The 13,494-nt window shown below is 52.3% G+C and carries 12 protein-coding genes; 6 read left to right on the top strand and 6 right to left on the bottom strand.

Features of this window, described 5'->3' with window-relative positions; genetic code table 11:
- The first annotated feature begins 64 nt into the window (after nt 1–64).
- The 4 genes from AAEZ06_RS11590 to AAEZ06_RS11575 all read left to right on the top strand — a co-directional run bounded on the left by AAEZ06_RS11590 (nt 65) and on the right by AAEZ06_RS11575 (nt 4,917).
- Entirely contained in the window at nt 65–1,144 is a 1,080-nt protein-coding gene (locus AAEZ06_RS11590) for an AAA family ATPase (protein WP_350614357.1), read from the top strand.
- Nucleotides 1,141–3,339 carry a S8 family peptidase gene (locus tag AAEZ06_RS11585; RefSeq protein ID WP_350614355.1) on the top strand — a complete coding sequence of 733 codons (2,199 nt, stop codon included), beginning with the start codon at nt 1,141–1,143 and terminating at the stop codon, nt 3,337–3,339. Before AAEZ06_RS11590 ends, AAEZ06_RS11585 begins: the two co-directional genes overlap by 4 nt.
- Before the next feature lie 213 nt (nt 3,340–3,552).
- The gene (locus AAEZ06_RS11580; protein WP_350614353.1) at nt 3,553–4,191 is read left to right on the top strand and encodes a DarT ssDNA thymidine ADP-ribosyltransferase family protein; all 639 of its coding nucleotides are present in this window, start codon (nt 3,553–3,555) and stop codon (nt 4,189–4,191) included.
- Between the two features lie 18 nt (nt 4,192–4,209).
- On the top strand, nt 4,210–4,917 hold the full coding sequence (locus AAEZ06_RS11575) for a DarT1-associated NADAR antitoxin family protein (RefSeq protein ID WP_350614351.1): 708 nt from the start codon (nt 4,210–4,212) through the stop codon (nt 4,915–4,917).
- Between the two features lie 75 nt (nt 4,918–4,992).
- Here AAEZ06_RS11575 and AAEZ06_RS11570 read toward each other — a convergent pair whose 3' ends face one another.
- The 6 genes from AAEZ06_RS11570 to AAEZ06_RS11545 all read right to left on the bottom strand — a co-directional run bounded on the left by AAEZ06_RS11570 (nt 4,993) and on the right by AAEZ06_RS11545 (nt 11,934).
- Nucleotides 4,993–5,604, bottom strand: coding sequence for an SLATT domain-containing protein (locus AAEZ06_RS11570; protein ID WP_350614349.1), 612 nt, complete (start codon nt 5,602–5,604; stop codon nt 4,993–4,995).
- Entirely contained in the window at nt 5,601–6,908 is a 1,308-nt protein-coding gene (locus AAEZ06_RS11565; protein ID WP_350614347.1) for an SMODS domain-containing nucleotidyltransferase, read from the bottom strand. The genes AAEZ06_RS11570 and AAEZ06_RS11565 overlap by 4 nt, the downstream gene beginning before the upstream one ends.
- Nucleotides 6,909–7,151: 243 nt before the next feature.
- Nucleotides 7,152–7,787 (bottom strand): 3'-5' exonuclease, encoded by a 636-nt coding sequence (locus AAEZ06_RS11560; RefSeq protein WP_350614345.1) that lies wholly within the window; start codon nt 7,785–7,787, stop codon nt 7,152–7,154.
- Between the two features lie 660 nt (nt 7,788–8,447).
- Complete coding sequence (locus tag AAEZ06_RS11555) at nt 8,448–9,827, bottom strand: trimethylamine monooxygenase (protein ID WP_149413472.1); 1,380 nt, start codon at nt 9,825–9,827, stop codon at nt 8,448–8,450.
- A 408-nt stretch (nt 9,828–10,235) separates the two neighbouring features.
- A complete protein-coding gene (locus tag AAEZ06_RS11550; protein WP_149413471.1) occupies nt 10,236–11,498 on the bottom strand; it encodes an amidase in 1,263 nt (420 codons plus the stop codon).
- A 10-nt stretch (nt 11,499–11,508) separates the two neighbouring features.
- A complete protein-coding gene (locus AAEZ06_RS11545; RefSeq protein ID WP_149413470.1) occupies nt 11,509–11,934 on the bottom strand; it encodes a VOC family protein in 426 nt (141 codons plus the stop codon).
- A 113-nt stretch (nt 11,935–12,047) separates the two neighbouring features.
- Here AAEZ06_RS11545 and AAEZ06_RS11540 point away from each other — a divergent pair, with 113 nt between their 5' ends.
- Both AAEZ06_RS11540 and AAEZ06_RS11535 read left to right on the top strand, forming a co-directional pair.
- Complete coding sequence (locus AAEZ06_RS11540; RefSeq protein ID WP_350614342.1) at nt 12,048–12,920, top strand: LysR family transcriptional regulator; 873 nt, start codon at nt 12,048–12,050, stop codon at nt 12,918–12,920.
- A gap of 61 nt (nt 12,921–12,981) precedes the next feature.
- On the top strand, nt 12,982–13,443 hold the full coding sequence (locus AAEZ06_RS11535; RefSeq protein WP_149413468.1) for an Lrp/AsnC family transcriptional regulator: 462 nt from the start codon (nt 12,982–12,984) through the stop codon (nt 13,441–13,443).
- The last annotated feature ends 51 nt before the right edge of the window (nt 13,444–13,494 follow it).

The raw sequence follows: 13,494 nt of genomic DNA, 5'->3' as shown, positions 1-13,494 counted from the left end.
CGAGAAATGGTAACTTTTACGGCATCTCATCTATGGGTCAGAGCCGTGCGCTTCCGGAGCACACATGGACAGCAAAGCAATTCTAAGCCTCATAGACCTAGCTCTAGGCGGAGATCCGCGCACTCTACGCATGCATCTTCACAAAATGGCGGTCAAAACCGGCCACCGGGATCCAGAGTTATCTGAAAAAATCCTGTCACGACTATCGACCAACGGCCTTAGATCAGCTCAGCCAGCGAAACCTATCCCAGTGGATTCAGACAGCCGACTAAATTTAGTCAGGGTCGAAAATCCGGTAGTCATGGATGACGCCCCCATTTACTCCGAAGAAATCCTGGCACTGCTAGACCAGGTCGTTCTTGAGCGAAAATCGGCATCAAAGCTATTAGCCGAAGGTTTGTCTCCTGCTAAATCACTATTATTCCAAGGGCCACCTGGAGTCGGTAAAACGATGACGGCACGGTGGCTTGCATCAAGACTAGGCCTCCCGTTTTTAACGCTCGACCTAGCAACTGTCATGAGCAGCTTTCTAGGAAAAACCGGAAATAATATCAAGGCAGTGATTGATCATGCGTCTTCATTTCCCTGCGTGTTGCTTCTTGACGAGTTCGATGCAGTAGCTAAGCGGCGAGATGACGATAGGGAACTAGGAGAACTTAAACGGTTGGTAACTGTACTGTTACAGGCTATTGATGAATGGCCTGAATCGTCGGTATTAATAGCTGCAACAAATCACGGCGACCTCTTGGATCCTGCCATCTGGCGTCGGTTTGATCTGGAAATATCATTTGATCTTCCAAGCGAACAAATGCGAAAAGCTTATATCATTAGCTACTGGCCAGAACTAACTAAACACGCGGATAATCTCGCACGTTTTTTTGGTGAAATTTCCTACAGCGATATTGATCGAAGCCTGAGGAGAGCCAAAAAGAAAAGCATATTAAATGAGTGCAACTTCATCACCTGCATCACTGGAGCCATCGAGAACAAACCAGGAAATAAAGTTGAGCTAAAAAAGAAAGATGTCATTAGATTAGCAGCCGAAGGAATGTCTCAGAGAGCCATATCTATCGCACTGGAAATAAGCAGACCAACCGTAAAAAAAATTATGGACCAACACGTCGAATGTAAGGAAACCCAATGAACAATTTTATAGTCGGATATGGCGAAACGCTTACAACAAAGGTAGATATCGGTGGTGGTGGTGGCGAAAAAAAACATCCATACTCAATATCCGACGCGATAAAGCGCATTAGTTCTCAGCTTGAAGAAATAATATCTAAAATAGAAAATAAACCAGATACAGAGTGCGCTGGCGGCAAGGTAGTCATAAAATTTATTCAGCATCCTTCCTATCTAGCAAAATCTTATTATCCGAGAAAGCTGTTCTCTGCCTACGGAATGGAAGATATTGGTTCCCGGGCGGTAACCGTAAAACCTGAGCAATGGGGTGTCAAAAAGCACCCGGAAGCTGGATTGGCTAGTTGTGTGTTTGTATCTGGTGAAAAAAGTCAATACAGGAAATTATTAACTGATCTAACGTCAAACTCTTTAACAAGAGCATCCGAAGACGTTCTAAGAACTCTTGAACGTATCGAATATTTTGATGCAGCCGAAAAGATAAAAAGCATCGATATGTCTGGCGACAGCTTGAATCTTGAAGTGGTTATACACGCATCCGCTGACGACGAGTATGTTGTTCGCGCTTTCGACGATTATGCTTCTCTCAACGGCGGAGCAGTAAGACGAGAAAAAGCCAAAGTCGTAGGTGGATTGACATTTTTGCCTGTAAGTATTCCACGTGGCAAGGAACAAGTTCTGGCAAAATTTGCTCAACTCAGAGTACTCAGAAGCATTCCAAAGTTGAGAATGAATAAACCGGAAACACTACGCAGCCCTGTGAGCAACCCGGTAATTCTTCCTAACTGGAATCCAGACATCTTGAATCGTGATTTCAAGGTTTGCATTTTCGATGGAGGCTTAGGAGACGGAAATCATATCTCTAACTGGGTGACCGAGATCGTACCAGAAGGAATGGAAGGCTCACATCCAGAGTATCTTGCTCACGGCAGCGAAGTTTGCTCTGCATACTTATTCGGACCGGCGTTGGGTTCGGACTGTACGCTGGGATCTCCGTACACTACCGTCGACATAGTCAGAGTTATTTCCCAGGGTGACGACGACCCTGACCTATTTGATGTACTCACTCGCATTGAAGATACCCTGAAGCTCAAAACTTATAAATATGTAAACCTGAGCCTCGGACCTAATATTGCGATTGACGATGACGAAGTTCACGTGTGGACATCCGTTATCGATGCGCTTCTTCAGGACGGTGACTGCCTCGCAGTCGTCGCAGTAGGGAACGACGGTGACCTACCAGGCGATTATGGTCGTGTACAACCACCTAGTGATATGGTCAACAGCCTTTCGGTTGGAGCAAGTGACGGGGAAGTCCAAGGGTGGGCAAGAGCCCCTTACAGCTGCATGGGGCCAGGACGTAGTCCTGGAGTAGTCAAACCTGATGGGGTGATATTCGGTGGCGCGCCTCACAACCTGTTCAGAGTCTACTCACCAAGGATCCATTCTTTCGTAGACACTATGGGCACAAGCTATGCTGCTCCATACGCATTACGTGTGGCTGCCGGCATTGACGCCATCACAGACTTCAATCTATCCACAAACACAGTTAAAGCTCTGATGGTGCACTCTGCGAAACCGGATGAACATGATCTGAAAAATGTAGGCTGGGGTAGATTCCCTACCTCACCTGAATCGGTAATTACATGCCTTGATGATGAGGCGACTATCGTATTCCAAGGCGAGCTTGAGAACTCAAAGCATCTCCGAATCCCAGTACCTCTTCCGGCATCAACTGATTCAACATGGGTACATTTAAGTGCTACATTCTGTATAAGTGCCATCGTGGATCCTGAACATCCATTGCACTACACCAGATCCGGTCTTGAAATTTCTTTTCGGGCGAATGAAGATCGATTTACGTTGGACGGAGCTAATGCTGACACCAAGCCATTTTTTTCGCTAGGAAAACTATACCCGAGTGAGTATGAGTTGAGAGAGGATGCACACAAATGGGAAACCACTCTTTCTAGACATCAACGCTTTAAACGATCTACGCTTCAATCCCCAGTTTTTGATGTTAAATATCACGCCCGCGAGCAAGGCGGAACAATTAGCGAAGATCTACCTGCCATTCGCTATACATTGATACTTACGATACGCGCAGAAGGTGACAACAGTATCTACAACAAGATACTGCAAGAAAACCAAACGTTACAGGCTATTAATGTAAGAACCAGAGTTGAAATTAAATCCTAGATTGATTGAGTTCTATAAACGATGAGCAACCCTACAGGGTTGCTCTGTCCACCTAGCTTAGCGAAGACTAGTTGTTTGCAACTCATAATCGATCGCTTCCTGGCTCGTGCCCCGGCCACTTTTTTATGGCAGCTCAACGCCATGGACGTTTGCTCTGAATTGGATTAGCCTCGGCACACAGGCAATATCAAATAGCCATTACGGAGAAAAATTATGCCAAGGCAGGCGATTCAAGCTCACTCCGCCGCTCGTGGTATCCCTTACCTACTCCATTTCACACGAGCATCGAACCTTCCTACAATCCTTCAACATGGGCTATACCCGATAGGAAGGACCCATGAGGTAGGCTTAGCTCCCCAGATCAACGATCAACTGCGCCTTGACGGTCACAAAGATAGCAACTCGGTTTCAATCGGATTTCCAAACAGCCAGATGCTGTACAAGTACAGAATGGCCGAGCCCCTCGTCGACTGGGTCATTCTGGTCCTGCACCCCAGCATTTTATGGGTAAAAGATTGCTCATTCTGCAAGCACAATGCTGCTGATGGCCGAATCAGTTGCTGCCCGCTCCCCCAACTGATGACTCCTGAATCGCTCTTGGGTATGTTCGAGGAAATCGACGGATGCTTGCCGCGGGTTGAGCAACGGTTGAAAATATCAGACCCTACAGACGTTCAAGCGGAGGTTTTGGTTTTCGATGTAATCGAGCCGCAGTACATTGTCGGAGTTATTTACGAGAAAGCCCTTGTCCGTGATGCCCATGCACATTTGCTAGGCGATCGAAAGCCGTATGTGCATTCGAACAACAAAGGAATGTTCGCAAACCGTAAATATGCTCGCACATGGGGCTGAGAAAAAATTAGGATTTTTATGGCATCTAGACCGATTTTTATCCCGAACAGCACAGGACCTACGCTAGTAGACACTAGGCATGTCGAATTCAAATGGTTTCCAGGATTATCAGCATCTCAAAAACAGAAATCTGTTGAGTCGCTGCACCAAGCTGCAAAGAAACAGATCCCCTCACTCACCGACGTCCTTGAGGTGTCCAGCAAATCGAAGCTCGACCTTGGGATCGCTCTAAGTGCTTTCAACCTCACCATTACCACGCTCAAAAACAATCTGACATTTAGTGTTGAATGTGCATTTCAGGGCAGCAAGGTTTTTGAGCATGGCGGACCTTATCGCGATATTTTTTCCCTAACCTCCCGGGAAGCCAAGAAAGATGAGAGGCTAAAATCGTCGGGAAGGCTCACAGCGTTTCAGTTTTTCGGCACTGAATGGCCACTCGAGCCAAGAACCGCATTCTATGATTGGCTATACATCAACGCGCTCAAAAAGCATCCACTGATCGCAACTCAGCTAACGTTATATTCAGCGTTTACAGATATTGAGTTTAATCCTGAGCGCTCGATAAATTGCCAGGCGTACTCTGTAGCGCTGTTCATAGCGCTTGAGCAGCGCGGCCTACTTGAACAGGCCGCCAGTTCGAAAGATGCATTTCTGGAGATCGTAGAAAGCGCAAAGGTCAGCAATACGCATCGCGACGACACCATTCAAGGCGATTTGCTGAGTTAGGCTGTAAAGGCCCGGTCCGACCTCGCCGTCATAGAAAACCGCCAATGCCACTATCCTTCCAAACTTCGGCATCGGTCAGACAATACCGAAACAACTCTTGACTGAGTCTATGTGTAAAGCGAAGCAAGTGGCAATCGACACGATAATTGCGGCCGTAGCTAGCCATGCCGTAAGCGGCACTTTGTCTCTCCAAAAGCTAAAACTCTTCTGGTTTGCTACCCAGTCAATTTGATACTGCCAGAAGAATTTGTAGTGAGCGTACCAGTCGCTGAATAGGATCTGTTTGCTGATAGAAGCACCGTAATACTGAGATTCAAATGTAGCCAGTCGTGCCCAATGGATGGAAAGATCTGCATTCGCCGCCAGCGCTTCAACCTCGCGGTACAAGTCACGCAGACCATTGAAAATCTTGGTTATCTCCACGGCAGACTTCTCGTAGTCCGATTTTTTTGAATCATAAACCGAGATATAAATACCGATAACGCCAAAAACGGCCATAACTGCGGAGACGTTTTTGGCTGACAGTGACTCGTAGACCAGAGAGAAAATACCCACGGCAGTGCCAATGAATCCAATCAACCCTGGGATCTTGTCTACGATGTCATACGTAGCCCAGTGCTTGCGGCCACCAAAGCCAACGTTATAGCCCGTCTCTGCGATACTTTTGAGTAACGACGCTTGACTCATATGCTTTCACTAATAGGTACGGTTATTTCGCTGCGGGCTGCGACAACACCATCCTTGAGGATATAGCACTCAACCAAATGGTCGCCTTTAAAGCTCGTGGATTCCTGGACTGTCTCATGGCCCAGGTCGGCAGTTATGTAGCCGCGGATGCAATCTCGTTTCTCAGCTTCTTCCCCGATATTGAGCACTTTCCATTTAACGGTGTACGGCTTTGGAACGTCGTTTCGAGCAATCTTGAATTTGAGTGTCTTGCGCGCCTGGAGGGGCAATCCTAGTGCAATCAAATCACTCAGCAACCGCTCTCGAAAACCTTTTTGCTCCACATCACAGTCGAGTACCAAGGGGTAGCGGACATCGATAGGGGCGAGATCCTCGATAAATTCCTCTGTGTCCCTGAAGGTATAAAGGGACTTGGCCAGTGACTCCATAGCGGCACGTGCGGCTGTACGTGTGGTCGGAAAGTCGCGACCAAATACTTTCTTCCACCGCTCTCCCTCGTTTTCCTTACCCGCAGCTTCAATGGCCTTCAGGGATAGCTCATATGCACGCTTGGCCGGCTTTTGAAATTTCTGTTTCACTTTGACGTGCTGGCGACTGCCCAGCGCCTCGTAACGTTCCTGTTGTGGAAGGTTTGATGCGTAGTAAAAGAAATCCCTGACCATGCAGTCGTATGAGGCGAAACTTTTGTCAGCATAATCGTCCGTCTGCGTGAGGAAATTATGTGCCAACGTGTCGATCAGGAGGCCCCCAATCCCGATGCCATGCTTGTTCTTCCACGCCCGCAGCATTTTGCAGAGGCGGCGCAGGTTTCCATTTTGGTCATCATCGACGTCGCTGGTAGCCTTGATTTCATCTTTGGGCTTGGTGATCTTCCACGATCCGCCGTTGTACGTATCAGGATACTTGAAGCTGCCGTCGTCTTGTTTGAAAACGGGCTGAACCTCGACGTTGAAATTCTGGAACTTCACGCACACCACCAGGCGGTCAACCGTAATCGTGGTCGTGGAGTACCGTTCCTGGATTGCAGCCTTAGTATCTGAAAGCAGCTTCGACTGCCCCCCCTCCTTGTTGTACCTATCCCAATCACTGTCGGGCATGATGTACAACATATCGAGGTCGGAAACGCCTTTGATGGCTGTCCACCGGCCATACGAGCCTACTTGGAGGTTATTGGCGGTGGAATCCAACGTCCGAAAATACTTATTCAGCGAGCGCGTGATACCAGCGTAACGATCTTCAATCGTTACGTGGTTGGTGATGCGCAGATTGGATACAAAATCCTTAAAAATAACAGCAACTGACATCGGCATCCCTACTGGTCATGTCCCCAATCACGCTCTGTTGGAGTACGCACATAGTAGCCGACGGCCATCATAAAGGTCTATCGCCTGACATTTAAGTGGGCTACGCGGGTAAGAGCCGGCGTAACCTACTAACCCATAGTGTCGCAAACGGCAAAAAATTACCGAGAACTCATAATTGCCCGTCCACAGGAGGGTTCCGGCTAGGATCGGAGCACACTTTCGATAGGCTCCGGGAACAAGCAGCTACGAGATGCATCGAGCCTTTTCCAACAGCAGCGTAACCATATTGGCGAGATTCCTAGCGTCATCGATGCCTCGGTGGTATCGGCCGCTCCAAGCTAGGCCCAGCGCTTCGACTGCGGGCCTCAACCCTATTGATGGACATGCAAATATTTCGCAATAGCGTCGTTCAAGATCCAAGTACTCAATTCCAGGCAGTATCGGCGTGCAATTGGCTCTCAGGACATCAGCAGCAAGCTGGTCAGCATCGTAATGTCCCCAGGAGCCCCACAATGCGCTGGGATATTTTTGTAGGAGCGCAGTGACCTCCATTGCGACATCCGAGAATGCTTGGGCGGCATCCACATCAGCTTGCGTAATTGAGGTCAGGTTGGTACAGAACGCTGTCAGAGTAGGGTGAAGGACCGGGCGAACATAGCGCTGAAACATTTCAACAGTTTCCAGTGTTCGCAGATCCACCACGGCTAGCCCTATCTCGATGGTTTCCATCTCATCCGGCCTTACGATCAGTGCTCGAGGAGTCTCGGACTCCATGAGCTCGTCGCATGTCGCCTCAAGGTCGACACATAGCATAAAATCGAAAGCACTTATAAATGTCTCGAACGCGTGCAACTGTTGGGTATTGGGGAGAGTTTTCATCTGGCCTTCCTGGAATCCGGATCCTTAACACTCCGTTGGCGTAGAGGGTGACGAACCGGGTCTTGAAGCGCAGGGCTTGCTGAATGGCAGAGAAAAGTGACTCATCTGCCAACCTTCTCATTGAGTAAGACCTCAGCACCAACCATCCGTTTAGCCCTTCGAGAAAGAAGGGACCACTACAAAGTTCTACAGATCTAGTGAGCGTCACCGCCTGCGAGTTTGCCTTAGAGTCGATCCTTGCTTACAAATGTGTACGAGCTGCAAAAACAGTACCTTTGCGGTACAGTGCCCAGCTTGAACAACCTTCTCAAAATTACTCTCAACACCACGTACTATGGGGCCTACAGCTATGCCAACCTACGTTCACCTACGAACGATTTCTCTAGGCATATCAGCTCGCCCAGCAACTCATAATCCCTTGGTCGTAGGTTCGAGTCCTACTGGGCCCACCATACTCAAAGCCGCGCATTGCGCGGCTTTTTCGTATCCGTCGTAAAAAACGCTAGACCAGTCCTGCAGTCCAAAGGTAAAAATTCAGGACGCTCCTCGCTTGGGAGAAAGTGCAACACAACACTCTGAAAAACACTTGGCGCAACGGCCGCGGATCGCGGCGGGCTTGCACGGCGACCTCAGGAAGCTCTCAGCCTGGCTGATGACTGCCTAGCGCTGATGTAGTGCATTAACGTCACCTTTGCCTGCGGTTTCGCGCAGGTACTCTCCCATCGAGTCATCGAGCGCCTGCAACCAGCGCGTGTGGTGCGGGACCGCAGCCGTACCGGTGATCACCGAACGATAGGATTTGTCGCGATAGCCCATGATGTCGTGCTTCTTGTCAGCCTTCCACTTGAGGAAAATCCGATTCACTGCGTCGATATCGAAGCTTGGATAGTCGGTCTGCCCAATCAGATGTTTGATGTAGCTGCCCTGAAATTCGTACATGGAGGCAGTGGACTCCAGGCTTTCTTCCTCGGCACGCCAGCGAGCGCTGTCGGCCTTCATGGCCGCCTGTTCGGGTAGGGTAATACGACCGAGCATATAGTCGCGGGCAAACCAGGCCTGGGCATCGAACAGGTTGAAGCTGTACCAAAGGTCCTGCATGCCGAGGTAGATCAATTGCGGGTTGTCCTCCCATATCACCCCTTGATAGAGGTCTGTGGGCCAGAGACGGTTAGCCGTCTGGAGTGTCAGTTCCTCAGACAGGAAGGGGAAGTGGTGCTTGTAGCCTGTGCAGAGAATAATCGCGTCCACCCGCTTGCTCGACCCGTCGACGAAATACACCAAGTCGCCGTCTACCTTGCTCAGTTGCGGACGTTCCTCCCAGTTCTTTGGCCACTTGTAGCCCATCGGCTGCGTGCGATAAGCGCTGGTTATCGAGCGCGCGCCGTACTTGTAGCACTGCGAGCCTATGTCTTCAGCAGAGTAGCTGCTTCCCACGATTAACAGATCCTTGCCCTTGAGCTCCGTTGCTTCGCGAAAATCGTGGGCGTGCAGGATTCGCCCCGAGAAACGGTCGAAGCCCTCGAAAGCAGGCACGTTCGGCGTCGAGAAATGTCCGCTGGCCACGACCACAAAGTCGAATACCTGTGTCACGTTTTGCTGGAGGCTATAGTCGTGGGCGGTGACGGTAAATTGCCGCGTAGCCTTGTCGAAACTGACGTGCTTGACCGCAGTATTGAAGCGAATGTAATCGCGCACACCGGCCTTGCTCACCCGGCCCTGGATGTAATCCCAAAGCACCTCACGGGGCGGGTAAGAGGAAATCGCTCGACCGAAATGCTCATCGAAGCTGTAATCAGCGAACTCCAGGCATTCTTTCGGACCGTTGGACCATAGGTAACGGTACATGCTCCCATGGACCGGCTCGCCGTGCTCATCTAGCCCGGTGCGCCAGGTGTAGTTCCACATTCCGCCCCAGTCGGCCTGCTTCTCGAAGCAAACCACTTCCGGCATGGGGGCGCCTTTGGCATGTGCGGATTGAAAGGCGCGCAGTTGCGCCAGGCCGGAAGGACCGGCACCGATAATAGCGACACGAATAGACATAGGATTCCCTCAACAGATTAAACGCGGCAAAAATAAAACATCCAACCCCAGACGGCTAAAGCCGCAGGCAACAGGAGAAAGAGTTCAGGCGTTAAGCTGCAGGTGGAGGGAATGAGCGCTTGCGTTTAAGAGCCACCAGGACGTCATGTGGCAGAATTGGCTGGTATTGAAACCGTCCCGAGAGCAGGGCAATCGCAGAAGGAAAAGCGGTGAGCGGAGGGGATTTCTGGTTAGGCCCATACCCATCACTGCGGGGCGCAGGACGGGGGGCTAAAAAGCGAAAGATACGTGTGTTCTCATGCATGGGGGCTGATTTAGCCTCTTTTCGTTATGAATGCTTTTTAGCTATAAGGGATAAATACGATGATTACAAGAATAAGACAGAGACCTGCATCCCCATAGTGCCCCTCAGCTCGCCAGCGCATCAACAACGCCTTGCGCCGTGATCAGCAACTGCCCATCGCCTCTGAACGCCCCAATCACCTGTAACCCCGCCGGCAACTCTCCCTCCCCACGCGCCAGCGGCAGATTCACCTGCGGAAACCCAAACGCGCCCCAGAACTTGATGAAGTCAGAAGGTCCCGTGGTCTCCAGCCCCACCGGCGCCAGAATCGCGCAGGAAACACTCAACATCGCATCAAACGGCTGGCAGATCTGCGCGAGCTGCGGAGCCAGTTGTGCCAGGCGGGCCTTGGCTGCCGATTCCTGCTCCCAGCTCGTAGCTTTGGCGCGTTTGATCATGGCCAGTGTCGAATCACTGAGCAATTCAGGATGGGCCTGAAACTCCTTGGCCAATGACCGAGCGCCCTCGCAATCGTTGATCAGTTGGTGATCGTCGAATACTCCATCGAACGCCGTGGGTAGCACGACCTCACTTACGGGATGCCCCTTGCCCGCCAATTGCGCCACCGCCTGCTCAATGGCGCGTGCCACCGGCGGCTGCACATCAGGCCAGCGGGATGTGCGGCAGAACCCAAGCCGTAAAGGGCGGCTCTCGGTTTCGAAGGCCGCAAAACCCGGAATTAACACTCGCGCCACCCGCTCAAGATCGCGCACCGAGCGTCCATACCAACCCACCGTATCGAAACTCGGCGCCAGGGGTTTAACGCCTTCCAGCGAAACCAGCCCCATCGAAGGTTTGAAGGCATACAGCCCGCAATAAGCTGCGGGCTTGAGCAACGAGCCTGCAGTCTGGGTGCCCAACGCCAACGGGAAAAACCCGGCCGCCATCCCCGCCGCAGAACCAGCGCTGGAGCTACCAGGCGTGCGGGACAGATCGAGTGGATTGCGCGTCGGCCCAGTGTGCATGTAGGCAAATTCAGTGGTGTGGGTCTTGCCCATGATGATCGCGCCAGCCTGGCGCAGCAGCGTCACCACATGAGCATCCCGCGACGGACGATTGCCTTGGTAAATCGGCGAATAGAACTCCGTGGGATGATCGGCCGTATCAAAGATGTCCTTGATCCCCACCGGCACTCCCGCCAGCGGACCAGCACAGCCTTCTAGCTGACCGGCCTGCTTGCGCACAGCCTCAGGGTCGAAGGAAACAAAGGCCTGAATGTCCGGCTCGCCGCGGCCTATCTGTGCAAGAAAATGTTCAGCGACAAGGCCAGGCGTCGTAGCGCCAGAGCTCACTGCCTCGGCAATACCGGTTGCGTCGAGGTGGTTCATGGTCGCTCCTTCACTTGGCAAACAACTGCCCAATGTCCCTGAATGCCTTGAACTCCAGCGCATTGCCACAGGGATCAAACAGAAACAGCGTCGCCTGCTCGCCCACCTGCCCCTTGAAGCGGATGTGCGGCTCCAGCACAAACTGCGTACCCCGCGATTGCAACCTTTGCGCCAGGGCGTGCCAATCGTCCCAACCCAGCACCACACCAAAATGCGGGACGGGCACGTCGTGACCATCCACCGCATTGGTATGAGCGGATTTCTGGCTGGCGGTTTTCGGGTGTTCATGGATGACCAGTTGATGGCCAAAGAAGTTGAAGTCGACCCAGTGCTCGCTGGAGCGGCCCTCCTCCAGGCCAAAGACTTCGCCGTAGAACAGCCGCGCAGCGGACAAGTCGAATACCGGGATTGCCAGGTGAAAGGGTGCAAGGGTCATCAGGTCAAACCTCTATGGGCATTAGGTCTGCCCGAGTTTAGCCTTGCCTTTGGCGATGAAAAGACGATAATTTTTGCGCCGAGCACAAATTATTTTGATCAATCGAGAAGCCGATGCTGCGGGAACTGAAAACCTTTATCGCCGTTACCCGCCATGGCACGTTCGCGGCCGCCGGCATGCATATTGGCCTGACGCAGTCGGCCGTCAGTGCCCAGATCCGCCAGTTGGAACAGGTACTCGGCGTGCAGTTGTTCGACCGCACCGGGCGCCAGGCCAGCCTCAATGCGGCGGGCATCCGGGCCTTGCCGTTAGCCAGGGAGATTCTGGAGACGTTCAACCGCATGGCAGTGCCGGTGGATGCCAACGAGTATCGCGGCGAGTTGAAAGTCGGCGCCATCACCACTGCGCAGACTGGCCTGTTGCCGCAAGCCTTGGTCCGCTTGCGCCAAGCTGCTCCGACGGTGGAGTGCAAATTGGTACCTGGCGTGTCCCTGGAGTTGCTCAGCCGGGTGGACGCTGGAGAGCTGGACTCGGCGATCATCATTCGTCCGCCCTTTGACCTGCCCAAGGAGTTACACGTCCAGGTGCTGCGCAAAGAGCCGTTTGTGTTGATCGTCCCCGGCGACGTCAAAGGCGACGATCCGCTTCAACTGCTCAACACTTACCCACACGTAAGGTATGACCGCGCTTCATTTGGCGGCCGGCTGGTCAGCCGCTTTCTGCGCGAGCAAAAGCTGGAGGTGCAAGTAGCGCTGGAGCTGGATGAACTGGAAGCCATCGTCAAAATGGTCGAGTGCGGCTTGGGCATTTCGCTGATCCCCCACGCGGGACTATGGCTGGAGCGCGCGCCACAGGTACGCGTCATCCCCTTGGGCGGCCTGATATTTCACCGTGAAATCATCCTGCTGAGCCGCTACAGCCAACGCAACCTGCCGGTACCTCAGCTGTTTGCCCGGTGCCTGATGGCAGACGCCGACGTGACATGAGCCTTCAATGTGCATGAGCCTGTAACATGCCCACCCATTGCCGCCCGCGCCGGAGAACACCTTGCCCGCCACTCGCCCTCCCGTCCTCGATGAAATCGATCGCCAGTTGATCGCCGCCTTGCAGATCAACGCCCGCGAAAGCGTGGCCATGCTCGCCCGGCAACTGGGCATCGCCCGTACCACGGTCACCTCGCGCCTGGCACGCCTGGAAAAAACCCAGGTAATTACCGGCTATGGCGTGCGCCTGGGGCAACGGGTAGTGGACGGCGGCCTACAGGCCTATGTGGGCATTACTGTGCAACCGCGCTCCGGCAAGGAGGTGCTGCGCAGGATCAGCGCCATGGCGCAGGTTCAGCAACTGTGTGCCGTCAGCGGCGAGTTCGATTACGTGGCCTGGCTGCGCACTGATTCGCCGGAACAGCTTGATCAACTCCTGGACCAGATCGGCAGTGTCGACGGAGTGGAAAAGACCACCACATCGATCATTCTCAGCAATAAACTGGATCGCGGGCAGCCAACCTGACCATCAATCTCGTCACTCTGACTAAAAACAATCCAATACGACGACACTTTG

The sequence above is a fragment of the Pseudomonas sp. HY7a-MNA-CIBAN-0227 genome, assembly GCF_040310325.1.
In the GTDB taxonomy this organism is placed as follows: Bacteria; Pseudomonadota; Gammaproteobacteria; order Pseudomonadales; family Pseudomonadaceae; genus Aquipseudomonas.
This window is presented reverse-complemented; position numbering and strand designations above follow the sequence as displayed.